The following is a 20883-nucleotide window of genomic DNA, read 5'->3' on the forward strand; positions in this document are numbered from 1 at the left end:
ATTCCCGATAGAAAAGAGTGTCAAGCACGGGGCGCCGTACAGATCATGTTCGTTTCCGAGATATTCCATTCCATACAGGGCGAGGGCCTGCTGTCCGGCGTCCCCTCCGTCTTCATCCGCACCTCGGGTTGCAACCTGCGGTGCCGCTGGTGCGACACGCCCTACACGTCCTGGACACCCGAGGGTGTAGAGCAGACGGTGGACGAAATCATGGCGGACATCGCCGGATTTTCGTCCCGTCACGCGGTGATCACCGGTGGCGAACCGCTCCTCATGAAGGATCTGCCTGAACTGACAGAGACCCTGGGCGCAGCGGGATATCACGTCACCATCGAGACTGCCGGCACCGTGTATGCCGACCTGCGCTGCGACCTGGCCTCCCTCAGCCCCAAGCTGTCCAATTCCACGCCCTGGACCGAGGAGAACGGGAAATACGCCCGGAACCACGAGAAACTTCGAATCAACCTCTCCGTCCTCGACAGATTCATGGCGACCTACCCCTACCAGCTCAAGTTCGTGGTCGACCGGCAGGAAGACCTGGACGAGGTCGAGTCACTCCTCGAGGACCTGGACGAGGTCGATCGCACCCGGGTGCTCCTCATGCCCCAGGGTCGGTCCGCGGAGGAGCTGAGCAGCCGGAGCGCATGGGTCGCCGAGGCCTGCAAGTCCCGCGGCTTCCGGTACTGCCCCCGGGTACATATCGATCTCTACGGGGACACGCGCGGCACCTGACACCGGGCCATTTCTTGCTTGTTTACGGGCTTCTTCCCACATATCTTGTGCCGTTACGTTGAAGCCGGCAGGAACGGCCGGATCGGCAATTTACGTTTCATCCAGGAGTAGTAATGAACGACCCTGCCAGGGACTGGGACCGGGGACTCGTGAGCTATCCCGATCCCAACGTGGAGATCATCGATCCAGGGTTCACGCCCTACGTGCTGCACACGGCCGGGATCGAGCGGCTATTCACCGGGACGCGGTGGTCGGAAGGCCCCGTGTGGATCGGGGACGCCCGGTGCCTGGTCTGGAGCGACATCCCCAACAACCGCTTGCTGCGCTGGGACGAAGAGACCGCCGCGGTGACCGTCTTTCGCAAGCCGTCCAACAACACAAACGGAAACACGCGCGACCGCGAAGGACGGCTGGTCTCCTGTGAGCACGACACCCGCCGGGTGACGCGCACGGAACACGACGGGACGATCACGGTGCTGATCGACCGTTACGACGGCAAGCGGCTCAACGCGCCGAACGACGTAGTGGTCCATTCCGACGGCTCGGTCTGGTTCACCGACCCCGGATACGGCATCCTGATGAACTACGAAGGGCACAAGGCCGAATCCGAACAGCCCACCCGGGTGTACCGGCTGGACCCGGCCACGGGCAATGCGGCCATCATCGCAGACGACTTCCTGCGACCCAACGGGCTCTGCTTCTCGCCCGACGAATCACGTCTATACGTTGTAGATACAGGCGCTTCCCACGACCCCGAGGGTCCCGCCCGTATCCGCGTGCTGGAGAACGTTGGTGGTCGCGCTACGAGTTCCCGCGTATTCGCCGACATGAAACCAGCCTCGTCCGACGGCGTCCGGACGGACGTGGACGGCAACCTGTGGGCCGCTTCGGGTTGGGGCGGACCCGAAACGAACGGGGTGATCTGCTTTTCGCCGGAAGGCGACCGGCTCGGCATGATCCACCTGCCCGAGCCCTGCGCCAACCTGTGCTTCGGCGGCGTGAAGAAGAACCGCCTGTTCATGGCCGCCAGCCAGTCCCTGTATGCCCTCTATGTCGAAGCCCAGGGAGTGCAGCGGCCGTGACGAGTCTACACGTCTCCGGTAACGGGTCCATGCTCATATTCGACTTCGACGGAGTCCTGCTGAATTCCGTCGTGGAGATGTCGATTACGGCCTACAATGCGGTGACCGGCGGCCTCGCCACTTCTCCGGAGGATCTGCCCGGCAACGCGGCGGAACTCTTCGTGACCAACCGGTACCACGTCCAGCCGGCCGGCGACGCGATCAATCTTATGGCTTGGTGCGTGGAGAACGCCGGCCTGCCCGGCGGTCACCGGCTGGAACCTGCGGCCTACCGGAAGATCCGGGATGCGTCGGACGTCCCTCTGGTGGAACGCACGGGGCAATTCTTCGCGGCGCGCAAGCGGTTCGTCGCCCATGATCCGGTCCAGTGGCGATCGCTCAACACGGTATATCAGCCGGTCTGGGACGAATTGAAGGGGCAGGACGCCGAAGGGATCGTGATCCTGACCAACAAGAACCGGGAGGCCACTGTGACGCTGTGCCACCACTTCGGCCTGCCCGTCCGTCCGGAGAACGTGTACTCCGGCGATCACGGAACGACCAAGATAGAGAACCTGCTGGCGATCCACGCGCGGTTCGACCGGGAGCGGTACGGATTCGTCGACGATTCCATCGGCAACCTGGAGGAACTCGACGCCCGTTTCAACGCCGATGAACCCCGTTTGGACCTGATGCTGGCCTCCTGGGGGTATATAGGACCGAACGACCACGAGTTGGCGCGCCGAGCGGGTTACGCCATCCTCGACCAGGCCGGCCTCATCGCCCTCATCCCGTCGATGAAAGGTGTCGAAACGGGAAGTCCATGAACCGGAAACCGCCGAATAACCACAGTTGGAAACGCGAGCTCATCGACCGTTTCCCGGACTTGCGCGTCCTGGTCGTCGGGGACGTCATGCTCGACGTTTACGAATTCTGCCGGACCGGGGACAGCAAGCCCATCGATTCGGAGAAGGCGGGCAAGCGGGCCTACAAGGCGCAGGAAACGATCAAGGTGCTCGGCGGCGCGGGCAACGTGGCCGCCAACCTGGCTTCCCTGGACGTGCGGACCGCCCTCGTGGGGGTGACGGGCGACGACGAACATTATTTCAAGATCCGGGACCTTGCCGACGGTTTATCCATACGGCACGGTCTGATCCGGGACGAGAGCCGGCCCACCACCACCAAGGTCCGGCTTTACCTGGACGACGACTATCTGTTGCGCCGCGATACCGAAAGCACCGGCCGGGTGGACGGCCGGATCTCCGCCGCGCTGGTGAAGGAAGTCCTTCGCGCCTTGCCCGAAACCGACGCGGTTGTTCTGAGCGACTACGACAAGGGCGTCTTTACCGCGGAGAACGCCGGCCAGATCATCGGCGAATGCCGCCTCCACGAAATCCCCGTCGTGGTCGATTTCAAGCCCGGCAACCGGGCGGCCTTCGCCGGTGCGGACATCATCGCGCCGAACGCCTCCGAAGCCGCCGCGCTCATTGGCGGGTTTTCCACGGACCGGCTGGAAACCGACTGCCGCCGCCTTCACGACGCGCTTGGTTGCCGCAATACCGTCGTGACTCTGGGCGAGCAAGGACTCTGCGGCTTCGGAACGGGCGGATTCTTCCATGTTTCCGGACATCGCGTCGTACCCGTGGACAGGGTCGGCTGCGGCGATACCGTGCGGGCCGGGCTCGCCATCGGCGCGGCCCTGGGTCTTCCCCTCAGGGAGGCCGGAGAACTGGCCAACGACGCGGCTACCGTCATCGTGCAGAAGCCCGCCACGTCCGTGCTTTCCCGGCGGGAACTCCGCGATTTCGTGTCCCGTAAATGCGCAGGGGAAACGCAATCCGAGGCCGTGCTCGCCGGGCGTGAAGGAGAGCCGTCCGAGTAACGCGCCGGGCAGACATGGGAACCGCGTGTTGCCGGGGACGTAAAATCGTGTACATTTAGCACAAATCGGGTTAGTATCGACATGAAAGCCAAAGCGTACGAGAGGATGTCCGGCAGGAGCGGGTTATGATCCGCCTCTATCTGTTTATCGCGTGTCTCGTGCTGGTAACAACGGCCTGCAAGTCCGGACCTACCGTGGATGGCGCGAACGTCGAGACCTTCGACGCATCCATAGCCGAGATCAAGGCCGCCCTCCCCGAGGACGACCAGGAGAAACTCGACGACGTGCTGAATGCGTTCGAGTACCTCTACAGCGACAACGTGATCAGTTCGCTGAACGCGTCGGAGGCCATCCGGAACCGGGTCCGCGGCCGGCTGGACGGCATGGACGCGCGAGATATCTTCGCTGAGTGGAACGAAAGGGTGAACAAGGCCATTACGGCCCTCGAGGAGAAGAAGGAGAACACGGATTCCGCCATGGCGAGTCTCAAGGACGTGCGGGTAAGGGGGGTCGAGTACTACGTGCAGCGGGGCCAGAACGTCGTGAAACTCTCCATTCACAACCGTACGGAACACCGGATCTCGAAGGTGTATTTCCGCGGATCGCTTATGAGAAGGGAACCCCGCAAGTGGATCCTGGACGACGATTTCAACTACAATATCCGGCACACGGAAGGCAAGGATCTGGGGCCGGACGAGCGGGCCGTCTGGAATTTCGCCCTGCTGTCGCCGGTATGGAGGAACGCCCCGGAGGACGTGGACAACCTCTTCCTGTACGTTATCGTTACGCGAATCGACGGGGCGCCGGAGCAACCCATCTACGATGCGTATACGGACCGATTTACACCCAAGGACAGGCGACGCCTCAGAAGGCTCATTTCCCTTAAGGAATCCATCGGGACGTTCGAGCCCGAACCTGAGGCGGAGCCCGAGGAGACCTCCCTCCGGAACTGATGCCACGGAAACCCGGCATCATTCCTTTGAAACGGCTTCTATCTTCACTGCCGACGGCTTCTAGCTCCACCGCCGTCTCATTCTACTTCATCCCTGACCGCCCGCCCCATCCGCCGGACCGATATACCGGTCCACCGTATCGGCGAAGATCAGGAACTGCGGATTGCTTCGGTGGGTCTGCCGCAGGGCCTGCACCGTGCGGCCTTCCGGCCCCTCTTCGTGAACGCCCCGGCAGTACGCCTCCATTAACGAAGATTCCAGCGGCTGCCGCGAGTCGTGGAAGCTGTCCGCGAAGAAGCCGAAAATCATGCCCACGATACCGATGCCCACCATCATCATCAGGACGGTAGCCCCCTGTCCAAGGGGGGTGACCGGGTACTTGTCCCCGTACCCCACGGTGGTGGAGGTCACCACGGCCCACCAGATGCTGTCGCCGTATACACTGAACACCTCCGGCTGGGCGCGGCGTTCCACCTCGTAGATCACGGTGGAACTGATCATCAGGTACATGATCGTGATGAGGAAAATCGGCACGACCCGGATCCGATTGGTGTACATGGATCGGGCGAACTCCGCCAGCTTGGGGCTGTACCGGAACATCTTGAGCAGCCGGAGCGTCCGCGCGCCGCGGACCAGGCCGAGTTGCTCCTGGGTCAGTCCGGGATAGAATCCGATCCAGAAGGGCAGGATGCTGACCAGGTCGATCAGCCCGAGGGAACTGAACAGGTACTTGCCCTTGCGCGGCGCAAGCTTGATGCGCAGCGCGTATTCCAGGGTGAAGAACCCGGCGATGACCCGTTCGATCCAGATGAAACCGGCCCAGGCGCCTTCATCCAGGCTGCTGCGCGTCTGCGTGTATTGCAACTCGATGAAGTAGAGGATCATGTTGACGGCCAGCACGTAGGGACCGAAGCGGTGTACGGCCGCAAGGAGGTTGGAAAGGATTCCCGGCATGGTTTGCCTCCTGGGCGAATGTGTTGGGCTTATCCTTGATGCGTTGGTTTGTCCTGATTGTGTTGGGGTTAATCTGTTTGATCGCGTTGCTGAGATCGTGTGACCAATTCAGGGTTACTGTCCCATATGAGAAAGGCCCACCGTCCGCCTTTCGCATCGGGTGAGCCTTTGAATTCAAGTCCTTCGACGGTCTCAGGACTTCCTGGAGCGCAGGGCCGCCAGCCGGTCCCGTGTCGAGGAAGCGGGCAGCGCGGGTTTCTCGGCCGCTTCCAGGGCCGCCGCGATGTTCGGATCGTCGGTGATTTCGGTCTGGCCGAAAGCGCCGATTTTCAGTTCCGCCGCGCGGGAGGTCGTTTCCGCCTTCTCCGTCTCCTTGTCCATGGCGTTGAGGGCCGTGTCGAGCCCGCCCAGGGAACTGCTCAGTCCCGCGGCCTGCCGCACGCCTTCGGCGCGTTCGAGGGCCCGTTCCTTCTTCATCCGGGCCTGCTCCATGCGGCGCTGGGCCTGCTTGAGTTGGACCTGGGCCTGCTTCAGTTTCTCGGCCGCCGCATCGTAAGCCTGGCGCAGCTCGGTCGCGAAGGCCTCCGCTTCCTGGTCCTCCCGGCGCTCCCGCTCGATCTCGGGGTTCAGACGCTCCAGTTCCGCAACCAGCTTTTCCAGGCTCTCCTCCAGCTTGGGACGCTGAGCCTCTTCCGCTCCTTCGAGCTGGCCTTCGAGCCGCTCGGCCGCGGCCAGGTACCGGTCGTACTGCGTCAACAGCGCCTGCGTCTCCTCATGGTCCTTCTTCACGTCCATCTCGGCCTTGCCGACCCGCTTCCCGAGCTTGTCGAGCTCCTCTTCCATGAGGGAGATCTGCGCCTCGGAGGCGGTTTCCGGATCGAAGGCCACCACGGCTTGGGTGAAGGACTCCAGGGCGTTGCCGGCCTGTTTCTTGCCGACGCGGGAGAGAAATCGCCAGATCATTTTTTCATCCTTTCTCGTTTCGAACCAGGTTCAAACTGCCGGATTCAGATTCTCAAGTTCAGGTTTCTGGGTTCAGACTTCCAGGTTGAGATTTCCAGGTTCAATTGAGCGGTCTATATGACCGTTACTTCCTCGAGCATCATCTCCACGCCCAGGTACAGTTCTATAACGCCCTCGCCCGCGCTGATCAACAGGAATTCGTCCACCCGTTCGGGATCCTCCGGATTGTAGGGGTCTCCGCTCGCCACCCGGAAATAGGACATGGCCTGCTGGGTTTCCTCGAAGATCTGCTCGCCGTACGCGTCGCGGATGATCCGTTCGTTGACCTGTATCGGCGCCGATTGCCCGTCGCCGTCCATCCATTCCCGCTGATAGCTCCGTTCCTCCCCATCACCGTGAAGCACTTCCGGTGAACCGATGATGCCGTCCTGGTCGTTCAACCAGAGTTCCCAGATCTCCTCAGAATGGGGATACACGTCTCTGTCGAGCGCGTACAGCCGGCATTCCACGGGCTCCCCGTGCTCCGCCACCACCTGGAGGAACGCCGAGGTACCCTGGAGATAGCACCGGTAGGCCATGGCCCCCTCGCCGAGGTCGATCTTTCCGATCGCCTCGATGGCCAGGGGAAAGGATGGTAAATCGAAATGGACGAGGCCGATAAAGGTGGACAGCCCGGCGCCGTCGATGTCCACCAGCCGATCGATGGCGACACCCAGGGGAAGATCCTGGTCCACCCGGGTCGGCTTCTTCCGGAAGAAACCGGCCGCCTCTTTCGCCTGCTTCTTCGCTACGGAACGAATGATGTGGAAGCTCATCGGGGCCCGCGCTACTCCTCGCCCACGATGGGCTTGATGTCGTCCATGGACCGCCACAGGGCATCTTCGAAGAGGGTCATCGGCTTGCTGCCGTAGGTATCCACCCACCGCTTGGACAGAATCAGGATGGCGTCCACCGTCAGCGTCTCCACGCTGCTGTCGAAATAGCCGAAGAGCCAGCCCTCCTGCAGTTCGGGATAGGTCTCGTGGGGGATCGTCGCCACCTCGTAGATCGTGTTGCCGAACTGATCCACGGCCGTGCTGAAATAGTGCTCATCCACGGCGACCATGCTCAACTGCGTTCCGTACTGCCGGTCGGCTTCCTTCAGCAGTTCGGAGTTGAGACCGGCGACGAACAGCATAACCGAGTTGGTGTTGCCAGCCACCTGGCGCAGGGCCTCGTCGTAACTGGCGAACCGCGTATTGAACTCCCCATACCGGGGATCCTGGAGGACGAAGCCCTCCCAGGCCCTGTGCGTCCCTGAGCCCCGGGGGCCGACGTACACGATATGGGTGTTCGGCTCCAGGTCGGAGACGCTCGCGATTCCTCCGTCTTCATTGACGATCAGTTGCACGTACTCGGTGTACAGCGTGGACTGCAGGCCGACCAACTGGTCTTCCGCGCCGGGGTTCTTGCGCAGGTAGGAATTCAGGATGTCGCTCTGCACGAGGATCGCGTCGACCTGGTTCTGCACCAGGTTGTTCAGATTCTCCTCGGAGCCGGCCGTGGTCTCGAGCATCACGTCGAAATCCGGCAGGTGGGACTGGAGGATCTGGCCGAATCGATGGTAGTTGCCGTTCTCCACCCCCGTGTTCACCGTGATGCGGGGTTGGTTCGGATCGGCGGTGGCCACGACTTCGGCGGCCAGGGCGATCGCCGGCGTCACGCCCGGCGGCAGGTATTCGGGATCCCGCGGCGTGCCTTCCAGCGTGGCGACCTGCCTGTCCAGTTCATCCAGCTTCGCGCGCAGTTCCGCGTTGTCCTCTGCCAGGCGCTCGGCCTCGCCGCGCCATTCCTTGTATCCCGCGTCGTTGGCGTGGTGGTGGGCCACAGCGTAGTGGCGACGGCTGCTCATCATGTCCAGCATGGACCACATGAACAGGGCGTCCCACATGCCGAAACTGGGGTATGACATGAAAGCGTATCCCGGAGTCCTCCAGCCCATGCCCCCGTAATAACTATCGCGGCCTGCGTAGTAGTTGTCATAGGATGTGCGATTCTGCGAGCCCCGGTTGTAGAGGCCGTTGTCCCGGTAGCTGCTCGTATTGGCCGCCGTGTTAGACGACCGGGCGAAACCGGCCTGGCGCGACTGGTGCGTGGCCAGGGACCTGCGGGCCGTTTCACTCTGTACCCGCCTGCCCATGACCGAAGACCTGGCCGTGGCCCGTCCCGTGGAGGCGCCCGAAACCGCACCGCCCGCCCGGGTCGACCGGGCCGCGGTGGCCGAGGACTGCCCGGCCGACGTGCTGCGCGCCGGCGTGGCGGATTGCCCGGTTGTACGAGCGGGTGTCTGCCGCGTGGCGGTGGTTGAACTCCTCCGGGAGAACGGGCTGCGGCGGCCGAAGGAACTGCGGCGGTTCCAAAGGGACCGCGAACTCCGGAAGCCACCGAACCCGCGGCGGGCGTACGCTTCCTCCGGACCGAATGGGCCGAACAGTCCGGTGATCTCCCGGATAGTTCGTTCCGAGTTCTCCGCACTTTCCGTGGTTGTCGCCGCGTAATCGTCCGAGCGCATCCGGTCGGTCATATCGGCACGCTTCCCGGCCGGAGTTATCTGCAAAAACCCGCCCGTCAGCACGAGCAAGCCGGCGATCATGACCAGTTTCATATGTCGAGACATGAGGTACTTCCCCTGTGTAGTCGGATTGTGTGTACGGATTCTGGCTTTCTAAAGATATAGACTTTCGACCCCGCGGGCAAGTTGCAAACCGGTACAGCACCGGCAATTCCGGCGATTCATTAGCGTGATCCGGCTAGGGCGTGTCCTGAAACCGGCAGGTCGGCCGGCCACATTTGTCCGCCACGGCGATGACAGAAGATACCGTTGACCTCGGCGCACGACGGCTATACCATATCGGACCTCGAATCAAATCGGATCTCGATTCAATCCGGGAAAGCTGCCGGGAATCCGAGGCCGCGGTCAGAACCTCGAATGGGAAGCGAGCATATGCGAATCGCCGATGTCCGCGTGCGCCAGGTTTCCGTCCCGCGCATCTACGATACCTACTGCGCGGATCCCAAGCAACTGAAGGCCACCATCAATCACGGCCGGACCACCTACCAGATCATCGAATTGACGGCCGACGACGGTCTGACCGGCATCGGCGAGGTCTCCGACATCGCGCCGCGGATGGACGCTCCGTCCCCTGGGTCTTTGCAGGACTTGCTGGCCGGCGTGCTGGCCGGCGGCGACATGCGGACCTGGCGCAGCCTCTATGACCGGGCCGATGAAGCGCTTCCGGGGAGTTGGTACCCCGAACTCAGGCAGTTGATCCTCTTTGGCGTCGACAGTGCATTGCTCGACCTGGTCGGAAAGGCGCACGGCGTTCCGCTGTACGAGCTTCTGGGCGGCCGTTGCCGGCGCGCCGCGTCCGTTTCCTGGGTGGCCTATCTGCGTGGCGACGCAACGCTTGAGGACGAATTGCAGGCCCTGGAACGGGAGATAGTCGACCAGGTCGGATCGGGCATGCGGGCCTTCAAGCTCAAGGTGGGCGAAGACCACGAACGCGATCTTGAACGGGTGAGGCTCGCGCGAAGGATCGCGGGGCCCGGCGCCTGCATCAAGGTGGACGCCAGCGGCTACTGGGAGGAAAGCGAGGCGCTGTCCAGGCTGAAGGATATGGCGGAGGCCGGCGCCGACGCGTGCGAGACGCCGATCCGCGCGCTTTCACGGCCCATGTCGCGGGACGACCCCGCCCGGATCGAAGCGGACGTGGATGGCATTGCCGAAACGCTGGCGAAGGTGCGGGACCGGTCACCCATTCCGATCATCGAGCATGTCGCCGATCTGGGGGACGCCTTTCTGACGGCCCTGATACGCCATCAGGCCGTGGACATCGTCAATGTCGTGCCCTGCCAGGCCGGCGGGCTGCGCCGCGCCAGGCGGCTGATCCACGCCGCGGAGACCGCCGGCAGGCCCGCCCTGCTGGGCAGCACCATCGAACTGGGACCAGGTACCGCGGCGTCGGTACATCTCGCCGTAGCTTCGGCGAGCGTCAGCGTACCGTCGGACCTGGTTGGACCCGGGCTGCTCGAGGACGACGTCTGCACCACGCCCTTCTCCCTCGAGGGAGGTGAACTCACTCCGTTCGAGGATCCGGGGCTGGGCGTTGATCTGGATGAAGAGAGAATGGATCGATGGTCGGATTAGGCGGATCCGGATGGTTCCGGGCGGTCCGGAAGAGGCCTCTTATCCCGGGCGTGTCCTGGCAGTCCAATCCTTCAGCGCCTTGACCTGCCGGATCTGCCCGGCATCATGCGTGATGCCTCTTCCACCATTTTCTCGAGCGTCTTGATGTCGTCGGCAGAGAGTGTACCTTTCAGTTTTTCCTTGAACTGATTTTCGTTGGCTTCCAGCTGCTCGCGCAGCCAGCTCCAGTCCCCGGTCTTCGTGGCCTGCGCCACCAGGGCTTCCTTCTGAGACGAGGCTTCTTTAACGACCGCGCGCAATTGCAGTACCTGCTCGTCGGTGGTGTCCATCCGGATACTCAGGACGTGCCAGATCCTGTCGACGGGAAAGGTGCTCACCGCCTGCATGCGTTCCATCATGGCGCTATTCTGGCCCCGGCCGCCCCCGCGGCCGAATCCGCCCCGCTGCGCGACCGCGTCGCTGGCGATAAAGGCGGTGACGATCAGGCCGAGTACGGTCAGGTGAAGACGGTATTTCATTTTTCCAACTCCTTATCTGAAGGTTAAAACGCCACGGGTAAACGTCGCGATTTAACGCCGCAGTCAAATGCCGCGGTCGGACCTGGGATCCTACCGCGGCATACGCTCACACATCGAAACGAAAATCAACTTCCGTATCCCGTCGATCCCGCCTCAACGCCGGTTGCGTGATTCGCGGCCGCCCCGCCGCCAGCGCATCCCGGAATCGCGGCGTCCGTCGCGCCGATCGCGGAATGACTCTCGCAGGGTTTCCTGCTGTTCCGGGGTCAAGACGTTCCTGAACTCGGCGCGGAAGATCGCGCTTCGCTCGAACACACTGCCCCGGGCCGCCGATACGGCCGCGGCCAGTTCTTTCACCCTGTCGACGTCCGGACTGGCCTCATCCATCAGTTCGCGAAGTTCGACCCGCGCGAGCCTCGAGTCGGCGCGAAGCTGGATCATTTCCCGCGTGTAGGCGGAACGCAGCGCCTTGATTTTCTCCTGCTGATCGTCCGTGACCTCGAGTCTGGCCATCGCGCTCCGGGACAGACGCGTCCGCGCAAAGCGTCCTTCGGCGAAGTCAGCGTCCGAGTCTTCGGCCGTCTCATTCACTGCATCAGGCTGCCCGTGATCGGCATCCGCGGCTGCGGGCTCCTGGTGTCCTCCGTCTTCATGACCGGTTCTGCCTAACGCGTCGAATGCCCAAGTCAGTAGGACGATACTCAGCGTGCCGGCAATGACTCCCGAAATAACCTTTTTCATTTTGTCGCTCCCTTCGTGAAAAAACGGGCGGATGTATGGACCGCGATCTCCGGAGATCGTCTTCGTGCCGCTCTACAGGATTAGACGGCGGACGGGTGAGGTTTATTCCAACTATCTTTACATCCGTACATTCACCCGGCGCCTGAACATTCAACCAGCGCACGGCCCACACCCGGCGCACGGCCCACACCCGGCGTACGCCGGGCCTGCCGAAACGAGGGGGTCAGTGGTCTTCCCCGCTCCCCCGCTCTTCCGAACGATCGCTGTCCTGTCGGTCCGCGCGGTTGCGATAGCCCGGCCCGTTGCGCCCACCCGGCCTGTCACGGTCGCCGGACTCGCGCATGTGGCCACGGAACTCACGCATGCGGTCGCGGCTCTCGCGTATGCTGTTTATCCGCTCGATTTGCCTTTCGGTGAGGATGGGCTCCAGGTCCCGGCGCAACGAATCGACCAGGGCCTGCATCTCCTGCCGATGGCGCATATAGTTCTCCCGGAACCCGGGTTCGTGCTCACCCACCACTTCCCTGATCCTTTGCAACTGCTCCTGGTCCGGCCGCACCATCCTGACCCACCGTTCCACGAAGCGTTCCCGGGTCACCTGGGGCGGCGGCTGCAGGCGGTCCCGGGCAAAGGCGCCCAGGATCAGCGCGCCGCATACCATGCCGATGATCAACGTGGCCAGCAGGATGGCCGCGGTCTTCAAGTGGATGTTCATAATGCGCCCTCCGTTTCCAGCGCGATCCGCGCGTCGTACAGGTCTTCAGGGTACAGTTCCTCGGTCAGCCCGAACGACGCCGTAAAGGAGACGTTTCCGGTCGTGGCCAGGTTGTAGGTCAACAGCAGCACGGCGGCAATGGACGCGGCCATCGCCACTCTACGGAACATGAGGGACAACGCGTCCTGGAAGTCCACCGTTGCTTCGTACTCGGCGTCCGTCGCCGGTCCGGCAGCGGATTCCGTCGCCAGGCGCTCCATGACCCGGCGTGTGAAACCCGCCTGGAACGATGGCGATTCCTGGCCTTCGATGAGACCACGCAATCGGATCAGCCGTTCGTATTCGTCCCGAAGGCCCTGATCGTGCTGGAGCGCCTCGTCCAGGCGGTCTTGTTCTCCGGGCGTCAGGGATGAATCGAGCGAACGGTACAGCAGGTCCAGTTCAGACCGTTTCATGGACAAGCTCCCTGTTAGTGGATATCAGCATGCGTTTCAATTTCTCCTGGGACCTCCTCAGGCGGGACAGGACCGTCCCAATGGGCAGGCCCAGGAGCCCGGCGGTCTCTTTCGTGGAATAGCCTTCCATCAGCCGGAGTACGATGACGGAACGGAATTCAGGTTTCAGCCGGTGCAGCGCCTGTTGAATCTGTTCCGCCGTGTCGTCGTATTCGGCACTGGCCCCCGGATCGGCATAATCCATCTCCGGCGCATCGTGTTCCCGGCCCGGCGGAGTGAAGGGAACGAAGATCGAACGCCGCCGGCGTTTTTTCAGTTCGGTAAGCGACAGGTTGATGGCGATCCGGGTCAGGTAAGTGCCGACCGACGCCTGACCGCGGAACCGCCGGAGGCCGTGATAGAAACGGATGAAGGTCTCCTGCCCCACGTCCTCCGCTTCGGGGGTGTCCCCGAGCATGCGGATGACGACCGACGCCACGCGGTTCTCGTACCGCGCAACCAGTTCCCGGAAGGCCTCCTCGCTGCCATCGCGGGCGGCTTCGACCAGCGCAACATCGTTCAAGGCGTCTTCCCTCATCCCGAATCCCTCGATGGACCGGACCGGTAAGATCAGCGTCGAACGGACTGCCGACCGGCGCGGCCATTTCCCGATTCCCGAAACAGCCGAAGATCGATCCACACGAATTCCTCTGCCTGAATATTAGACTCCGCCGCAGCCGTTTTTATTCCCATAAAATCAAAACCTATGTTACTTCTTTCACATAGAACCGGAAATATCCGGCCGTTCTGGACGGCGTGTTCGTAGTTGCGGTATGAAAGGAGGATGCCGGTGCGTGGTGCGTGTTTAGCGATCGCGTTGCCCTTCTTGCCGTTGTTGGCCGAAGGTCAGGCGAATGTCAGGATCGGCGGTGGACCGGGCTTGCCGCTCGGTGCCCTGTCTGACGATACGAAAGCTGTCGGCCCTTCGTTTCTGGCCGGTGTGGCAATTCCCGTCGACATTGGATACTTCCTGTTGATCGAGGGCCATCACAGCCGTTTCGGTATCGGCGAGGAAGCGTTACCGAGGCCGAATGACGGGGTGGTATCGGATGCCGAAAAAAGGCTGACGGGCGGCAATGTGGGACTGTTGATCGAGGGGGTCGCGGATCCGGTGGGATTCTATGGCCACGGGGGCGTGGGATGGGCCAGAGGTACCAGGGGTACCGGAGGCACGGGCAAGACCGGACGTTCTATCGAAGGTGAAGGCGCGCGGACCGGTAAGGACGACCATTCGTTCCTGTTCGTGATCGGTCTGGGGGTCAACGTATTCATCAATGACAACCTGGGTTTGACGCTGAATGTACGATATAACCATGTGCGCGACATGTTCGACGGACGCGCACAGTGGGTACCCGTTACCGTCTCCGCGGTGATTCGCCTGTAACCCCGGGGCGCCCATTGAAATGAAACTTGAAAACGATCTCTAAATACATTGACATTGGCGGGACGATGCATCACAGTTGGAGACAGTTGCCTGTTCGCGGAATACACCCAGACAAGCGTGGAATAATGGCTTTCGATCAAATGGAACAGCGGCGGATCATGGGGCATTTCGCGACCGGCGTGACCGTCGTAACAACCTGGCACGAGAATCAACCGCAGGGCATGACCGCCAACGCGGTGGCATCCCTCTCCCTGGAACCCCCGCTCATCCTCGTATCGGTGGACGTCAAGGCCCAGATGAACGCCTGCCTCAAGGCCAGCGACTGCTTCGCCGTCAACATACTGACCGAAGAGCAGGAAGCGCTTTCCGTGCGATTTGCCAAACACGGACCGAAGGACTTCTCAGACATCGCTTACCGGACAGAAGCCACGGGTTCGCCCGTTTTGGAACAGTCGCTGGCATACGTCGACTGCCGTGTCACCGAAATACTGTCGGGCGGGGATCACGACATCTTCATCGGCGAGATCGTGGCGGGAGGCACCCGGGCAGGGCGCCCGCTGGTCTTCTACGGAGGGCAGTACGGCAGCCTGGCCGGCTGAATCGCCATGACCGGCCGCCGAGCCAGCGGTCCGCCCGCCGGTTTGCCCGCCCGCGTAATCCGGAGCGTTCATGCAATACGGTTTCATCATAGACAACAGGAAGTGTATCGGATGCCACGCCTGCACGGTGGCGTGCAAGGCCGAGCACGAGGTGCCCCTCGGCGTCAACCGGACCTGGGTGAAGTACATCGAGAAAGGAACGTATCCGAACACGGCCAGGCATTTCTCCGTCATGCGGTGCAACCACTGCGAAGACGCCCCCTGCGTGGAGATCTGCCCGGTGACGGCGCTGTACACCCGGAAAGACGGCATCGTCGATTTCGATCCCAGGCGCTGTATCGGATGCAAGGGCTGCATGCAGGCCTGTCCCTACGACGCCCTGTACATCGATCCGGACACCCATACGGCGGCCAAGTGCAACTACTGCGCCCACCGGGTGGATATCGGTCTCGAGCCCGCCTGCGTGAACGTCTGCCCGGAACACGCCATCATCTCCGGCGACATGGACGATGGTTCGACGGAGATCGCCCAGTTGCTCGCGAAGGAACAGGTGACGGTCCGCAAGGTCGAAAAGGATACGAAGCCCCGCCTGTACTATATCGATGGCGACGAGGCCTCTTTGACACCCGGAGAAACCGCGACGTCCGACAACTACATGTGGAGTTCGCAGTCGGACGGCGTCGGGCATTTCGCCCGTTACGTGGAGGAACGGACCGCCAAGGCGGACCCGGAGGAGATGGTACGGCAACTTGGCGGTGAAGGACAGGACGGACAAGCTGGCGGCAGTGTGCAAGGTGGCGCCGGAGGACAGCGTGACATCGGTGGCCCGGCGGGAGCGGAATCCGGAAGCGAACGTGGGAATGGGAAAGACGCCGCGGCGCGCCGGGTCTACGACGCCCCGGACAAGGGCGTGTTGTGGGGCAACGACGTGGCGGCCTACGTGTGGACCAAGGCCATATCGGCGGGGGCTTTCCTCCTTCCCTTCGCGGCGTCGGTCTTCGGATATTCCGTCGATCCGATTCTCGCCTGGGCCGGCTGCACCGTGGCCCTGACGTTTCTCCTTGCCACGACGATTCTGCTGGTCGGCGACCTGACCCAGCCCAAACGCTTTCTCTACGTGCTGCTGCGTCCCCAGTGGAAATCCTGGCTCGTGCTCGGCGGCTACGCGCTGACCCTCTACGGGCTGGCGCTCACGCTGTGGGCCACGGCCATGTGGACGGGCCGGACCGGGGCGGCCGACGTCATCGGCTGGATCACGGCCGCGCTGGCGGTCGTCACGGCGGTGTACACGGCCTTTCTCTTCGCCCAGGCCAAGGGACGGGATTTCTGGCAGAGTCCGACGCTGGTCCTGCACATGCTGCTCCACGCGGTGCTGGCCGGCGCGGCGGTATTCGCTGTTGTTTTCCTGTTCAGTGCGCCCGGTGAGAACTGGCTCGCTTTCGTCCGCAATACCCTGATCGCCGCCATCATCCTGAACCTGCTGGTCATCGCGTCCGAGATGCTGACGCCCCATCCGACGGCCGACGCCCGAAAAGCCGTACAGGCCATCGTTCGCGGCCGGTACCGGGGGTATTTCTGGGTACTCGGCATCGCCATAGGCAACCTGGCGCCCGTCGTCATGGCCTGGATCGGCGGTGAAGCGTTGCTCGCCGCGGCGGGAGCGGGCGTACTGATCGGCCTCTACGCGACGGAGTACGTCTGGGTCAGGGCGCCGCAGGACATCCCATTGAGCTGAAAGGCACGGCCAACGACCATAACCAGGCACATCCGCCGAAACTGAAGCAGCGAAACCGGCGGCGTCATCCGGCGCAACACCTACGATCGAGACTGGAAAAGACAACATGTCCACTCGCCATAAACCGGGACTGATCGAATCGCTTGCCGAGAAGATCGGCCTGATTCCCAATTTGCACGAAGAGGACGGACCGGATCTCCCGAGTCTGACCGAAGGCGGCGCGCTCACGGACTATCCACCGCCGGACCAGTGGGACGGCTGGGTGGAGTACGAGGCCCAGGACTGGCCGCGGCAGCAACCCAAACGCTACATGGTGGTGCCCACGGCCTGCTTCAATTGCGAAGCCGGATGCGGCATGCTGAGCTACGTAGACAAGGAGACGCTGGAGGTCCGCAAGTTCGAGGGCAATCCCTACCACCCGGCCAGCCGGGGACGGAACTGCGCCAAGGGTCCGGCGACCATCAACCAGATCCGCGACACCGACCGCATCCTCTATCCCGTGCGCCGTGCGGGCGCCCGGGGCAGTGGCGAGTGGGAACGGGTGTCCTGGGACGATGCGCTGGACGACATCGCCGCCCGGATACGGGACCGGCTGCAGCAGGGCGCCAATAACGAGATAGCCTATCACGTAGGCCGGCCCGGGGCCGAAGGCTACATTGACCGCGTGCTCAAGGCCTGGGGCGTGGACGGGCACAACAGCCACACCAACATCTGCTCGTCGGGCGCGAGGTTCGGCTACGCCCTCTGGCATTTCTTCGACCGGCCGTCGCCGGACCACGCCAACGCGCGGTTCATCCTCCTCATCAGCGCCCACCTGGAATCGGGGCACTACTTCAATCCCCACGCCCAGCGCATCATCGAAGGCATGATGAAAGGCGCGAAGCTCGCGGTCATGGATCCGCGGCTGTCCAATACGGCCAGCATGGCCGACCACTGGATGCCCACCTATCCGGGCAGCGAGGCCGCGGTGCTGCTGGCCATGGCCAACATCATCCTGCAGGACGGCCTCTACGACGGCGAGTTCATGAAGACGTGGGTGAACTGGCAGACCTACCTGGAGAAGGAACACCCGGACGCGCCGCGCACCTTCGAGCGGTTCATTGAAGCGCTCAAGGCGGTCTACAGCGAATACACGCCCGAATTCGCCGAAAAGGAAAGCGGTGTGCCGGCCGCCCAGGTCGTCGAGATCGCCCGGGAAATCGGCCGGGCGGGTTCGCGGTTCGCCACCCACAACTGGCGCAGCGCGGGAAGCGGCAACGCCGGCGGCTGGGCCGTGGCCCGATGCCTCCACTTCCTGAACGTGCTTACGGGCAGCGTCGGCACGGAGGGCGGGACTTCGCCGAGCGGGTGGAACAAGTTCAAGCCCAACGTCTTCGACCATCCCCCGGACCAGAAGTTCTGGAACGAACTCCATTTCCCGAAGGAATACCCCCTCTCCCATTACGAGATGAGCTTTCTCCTGCCCCATTTCCTGAAAGAGGGGCGCGGAAAGCTGGCCGTCTACTTCACCCGGGTTTTCAATCCCGTATGGACGTACCCCGACGGGTTCACCTGGGTCGAGGCGCTGCGCGACGAGCAGAAGGTGGGACTGCACGCGGCCCTGACCCCCACGTGGAACGAGACGGCCTATTTCGCCGACTACGTGCTGCCCATGGGCCACGCCAGCGAGCGGCACGACATCATCAGCTACGAGACCCACTCGGGCACCTGGATCGGTTTCCGCCAGCCCGTCCTGCGCGAGGCGCGGCGGCGCATGGGCGACCCGGTGAACTTCACCTACGAGGCCAACCCGGGCGAGGTATGGGAGGAGGACGAGTTCTGGATCGAGCTGTCCTGGCGCATCGATCCCGACGGCAGCCTGGGGATCAGGGATCATTTCATATCGCCGTACCGGCCGGGCGAGAAGATCACCGTCGACGAATACTACCAGTACATTTTCGACCACGTGGACGGACTGCCGGAGGCAGCCGCTGAGGAGGGGCTGTCCACCCTGGACTACATGCGCAAGTACGGTGCCTTCGAGGTGGAGAAGACGGCCTACGCGAAACACCTCAAGAAGCTGGACGAGGGGGCCGTCGCCGGTTCCGAGGTCGATCCGGAGACGAATACCCTGGTTGCCGACGGCAAGGCGGTGGGCGTCATGGTGGACGGTACGCCGCGCGCTGGCTTCCCCACGCCGTCGCTTAAGCAGGAATTCTACTCGCAGACCATGGTGGACTGGGGCTGGCCGGAGTACGCCATCCCCACCTACATCAAGAGCCACGTACACCCCGACGAACTCGACCGCGAGCAGGGCGAGTTCCCGCTGGTGCCCACCTTCCGGCTGCCTACGCTGATCCACTCGAGGTCTGGCAACGCCAAGTGGCTCAACGAGATCTCCAACCGCAATCCCGTGTGGATGCACCGGCAGGACGCCGACCGTATGGGCATAGGCACGGGCGACCTGGTCCGGGTGACCACCGAGATCGGCCACTTCGTGGACCGCGTCTGGGTCACCGAGGCCATGAAGCCCGGCGTCGTCGCCTGTTCCCACCACCTGGGCCGCTGGCGGCGGAAACAGGACGCGGACGGCAACCGCTGGTCGGTCAACCTGGTGGATATCCAGGAGGAGTCCGGCGGCAAGTGGCGCATGAAGGTGATGGACGGCATCCGACCCTACGAAAGCGCCGACCGCGACTCGTCCCGCATCTTCTGGCGGGACGGCGGCGTGCACCAGAACATCACCTTCCCGGTGCATCCCGATCCCGTGAGCGGCATGCACTGCTGGCACCAGAAGGTCAGGGTGGAAAAAGCCCGGGAGGAGGACGCCTATGGGGACGTGATGGTGGATACGGAGAAGTCCTTCGAGGTGTACCGCGAATGGCTGGACCAGACGCGCCCCGCGCCGGGTCCGGGCGGACTGCGCCGGCCCCTCTGGCTCAACCGTCCCCTGCGTCCGGCGGAAGAGACGTACTACCTGAAAGATTAGTCCGCGTTTCCCTTACGCTTCCCGCAGGATATCCCGGACGTCGGAGCACACCGCCTCGTCGGCCGCCGGCATGGCCCCGGTCTGAGACGCCACCCAGGCGCCGAGCAGGTTGGCGGCTTCGCTCACGCGTTCAAGCGGCACGCCGCGCAGGTACCCGCTGGCCAGGACCGCGGTGAATGCGTCACCGGCTCCAATGGTATCCACTACGTCGACCGGCACGCCCGGGTGCGACACGGTCTCCGACGCGGTGACCAGCAGGCTGCCTTCCGCGCCGCGGGTGACGCAGACCACTTCCAATTCGTAAGTCTCGCGTAACTGTCCCGCCATGGACTCGAGATCTTCACCACCGAGGTCCAGCAAGGGACAGACCGTCCGCAGTTCCTCGTCGTTCAGCTTGACGATATGGGCGTGCTGTAAGGAATCGTGAAGGAGCGTCGCGGAGTAGCGGTCCTGCCGCAGGTTCACGTCGAAGATTCTTAGAGCGGAGGGTCTCAATGCTTCGAGAAACGCCGTGACCGCGCCGATCGAACCAGCCTGGTGACGGGATACGGTCCCGAAGCACACGGCATCCGCCCGCGCGGCCAGTTCCGACCAGCCGGACGACCACTCCATGTGCTCCCAGGCAACGTTGCCTTTAATGATGAAATCGGGCTGACCGTCAGGTCCTATGGTAACGTCGACTGTCCCGGTGGGATAGATCTCGTCCCGCTGAATCGCGCCGGTGGGCAAGCCGAGACCGGCGATACGGTCTACGGCCGTGTCGCCCAGGTCGTCCGGTCCGACCCGGCTCGCGACGATCCCCTCCTCATCCAGGAGTGACGCGAAGTAGGCGAAGTTCGCCGTGGCGCCGCCGAGCTGGGGGCCCGACGGCAGCATGTCCCACAGCAGTTCGCCCAGGCCGACGATGACGTAGCGGTCTTTTATTTCAGAATTACGGATGGGATTAACTGTCCGGCTGATTTTATGCATCCCCGTCTTCGTCGCCGGGGTTTGATCGA

20 protein-coding genes are annotated in these 20883 nt (G+C 63.0%); 10 read left to right on the forward strand and 10 right to left on the reverse strand.

Annotation, left to right across the window (positions count from 1 at the left end; translation table 11 throughout):
• The first annotated feature begins 45 nt into the window (after positions 1-45).
• From OXG98_19275 to OXG98_19295, 5 genes are all read left to right on the forward strand, one after another.
• On the forward strand, positions 46-732 hold the full coding sequence (locus OXG98_19275) for a 7-carboxy-7-deazaguanine synthase QueE (protein ID MCY3774151.1): 687 nt from the start codon (positions 46-48) through the stop codon (positions 730-732).
• Positions 733-845: 113 nt separating this feature from the next.
• Positions 846-1814: an SMP-30/gluconolactonase/LRE family protein gene (locus OXG98_19280; protein ID MCY3774152.1), complete on the forward strand. Its 969-nt coding sequence runs from the start codon at positions 846-848 to the stop codon at positions 1812-1814.
• Positions 1811-2620: a hypothetical protein gene (locus tag OXG98_19285; protein MCY3774153.1), complete on the forward strand. Its 810-nt coding sequence runs from the start codon at positions 1811-1813 to the stop codon at positions 2618-2620. Before OXG98_19280 ends, OXG98_19285 begins: the two co-directional genes overlap by 4 nt.
• Entirely contained in the window at positions 2617-3675 is a 1059-nt protein-coding gene (locus tag OXG98_19290) for a PfkB family carbohydrate kinase (protein MCY3774154.1), read from the forward strand. The genes OXG98_19285 and OXG98_19290 overlap by 4 nt, the downstream gene beginning before the upstream one ends.
• Positions 3676-3800: 125 nt before the next feature.
• Positions 3801-4628 (forward strand): hypothetical protein, encoded by an 828-nt coding sequence (locus OXG98_19295; GenBank protein ID MCY3774155.1) that lies wholly within the window; start codon positions 3801-3803, stop codon positions 4626-4628.
• Positions 4629-4715: 87 nt separating this feature from the next.
• Here OXG98_19295 and OXG98_19300 read toward each other — a convergent pair whose 3' ends face one another.
• The 4 genes from OXG98_19300 to OXG98_19315 form a co-directional block, all read right to left on the reverse strand.
• Positions 4716-5582, reverse strand: a complete 867-nt coding sequence (locus OXG98_19300; protein MCY3774156.1) for an ion transporter — start codon at positions 5580-5582, stop codon at positions 4716-4718.
• 192 nt (positions 5583-5774) lie between these two features.
• On the reverse strand, positions 5775-6545 hold the full coding sequence (locus OXG98_19305; GenBank protein ID MCY3774157.1) for a hypothetical protein: 771 nt from the start codon (positions 6543-6545) through the stop codon (positions 5775-5777).
• 113 nt (positions 6546-6658) lie between these two features.
• Complete coding sequence (locus OXG98_19310) at positions 6659-7360, reverse strand: DUF2491 family protein (protein MCY3774158.1); 702 nt, start codon at positions 7358-7360, stop codon at positions 6659-6661.
• A gap of 11 nt (positions 7361-7371) precedes the next feature.
• Entirely contained in the window at positions 7372-9201 is a 1830-nt protein-coding gene (locus tag OXG98_19315; protein ID MCY3774159.1) for a hypothetical protein, read from the reverse strand.
• Between the two features lie 327 nt (positions 9202-9528).
• On the opposite strand from OXG98_19315, the gene OXG98_19320 reads away from it, so the two are divergent.
• Positions 9529-10731 carry a hypothetical protein gene (locus OXG98_19320; protein MCY3774160.1) on the forward strand — a complete coding sequence of 401 codons (1203 nt, stop codon included), beginning with the start codon at positions 9529-9531 and terminating at the stop codon, positions 10729-10731.
• A 71-nt stretch (positions 10732-10802) separates the two neighbouring features.
• On the opposite strand, the gene OXG98_19325 is transcribed toward OXG98_19320, so the two are convergent.
• The 5 genes from OXG98_19325 to OXG98_19345 form a co-directional block, all read right to left on the reverse strand.
• Entirely contained in the window at positions 10803-11249 is a 447-nt protein-coding gene (locus OXG98_19325; GenBank protein ID MCY3774161.1) for a hypothetical protein, read from the reverse strand.
• A 153-nt stretch (positions 11250-11402) separates the two neighbouring features.
• Positions 11403-11990: a Spy/CpxP family protein refolding chaperone gene (locus OXG98_19330; GenBank protein ID MCY3774162.1), complete on the reverse strand. Its 588-nt coding sequence runs from the start codon at positions 11988-11990 to the stop codon at positions 11403-11405.
• A gap of 223 nt (positions 11991-12213) precedes the next feature.
• The gene (locus tag OXG98_19335) at positions 12214-12705 is read right to left on the reverse strand and encodes a hypothetical protein (GenBank protein ID MCY3774163.1); all 492 of its coding nucleotides are present in this window, start codon (positions 12703-12705) and stop codon (positions 12214-12216) included.
• Positions 12702-13160 (reverse strand): hypothetical protein, encoded by a 459-nt coding sequence (locus tag OXG98_19340; protein ID MCY3774164.1) that lies wholly within the window; start codon positions 13158-13160, stop codon positions 12702-12704. Before OXG98_19340 ends, OXG98_19335 begins: the two co-directional genes overlap by 4 nt.
• Positions 13147-13722: a sigma-70 family RNA polymerase sigma factor gene (locus OXG98_19345; protein ID MCY3774165.1), complete on the reverse strand. Its 576-nt coding sequence runs from the start codon at positions 13720-13722 to the stop codon at positions 13147-13149. The genes OXG98_19340 and OXG98_19345 overlap by 14 nt, the downstream gene beginning before the upstream one ends.
• 261 nt (positions 13723-13983) lie before the next feature.
• Between OXG98_19345 and OXG98_19350 the strand changes: the two genes are divergently transcribed.
• The 4 genes from OXG98_19350 to OXG98_19365 all read left to right on the forward strand — a co-directional run bounded on the left by OXG98_19350 (position 13984) and on the right by OXG98_19365 (position 19885).
• Positions 13984-14583, forward strand: coding sequence for an outer membrane beta-barrel protein (locus OXG98_19350; GenBank protein MCY3774166.1), 600 nt, complete (start codon positions 13984-13986; stop codon positions 14581-14583).
• Positions 14584-14708: 125 nt separating this feature from the next.
• Positions 14709-15182 carry a flavin reductase family protein gene (locus tag OXG98_19355; protein MCY3774167.1) on the forward strand — a complete coding sequence of 158 codons (474 nt, stop codon included), beginning with the start codon at positions 14709-14711 and terminating at the stop codon, positions 15180-15182.
• A gap of 70 nt (positions 15183-15252) precedes the next feature.
• The gene (gene nrfD, locus OXG98_19360) at positions 15253-16917 is read left to right on the forward strand and encodes a polysulfide reductase NrfD (protein ID MCY3774168.1); all 1665 of its coding nucleotides are present in this window, start codon (positions 15253-15255) and stop codon (positions 16915-16917) included.
• Positions 16918-17023: 106 nt separating this feature from the next.
• On the forward strand, positions 17024-19885 hold the full coding sequence (locus OXG98_19365) for a molybdopterin-dependent oxidoreductase (GenBank protein MCY3774169.1): 2862 nt from the start codon (positions 17024-17026) through the stop codon (positions 19883-19885).
• A 12-nt stretch (positions 19886-19897) separates the two neighbouring features.
• Here the strand turns inward: OXG98_19365 and OXG98_19370 are convergent, their stop codons facing one another.
• A complete protein-coding gene (locus tag OXG98_19370) occupies positions 19898-20854 on the reverse strand; it encodes a PfkB family carbohydrate kinase (protein ID MCY3774170.1) in 957 nt (318 codons plus the stop codon).
• Positions 20855-20883 lie beyond the last annotated feature (29 nt).

This window comes from Gemmatimonadota bacterium, from assembly GCA_026706345.1.
Lineage (GTDB): Bacteria > JAAXHH01 > JAAXHH01 > JAAXHH01 > JAAXHH01 > JAAXHH01.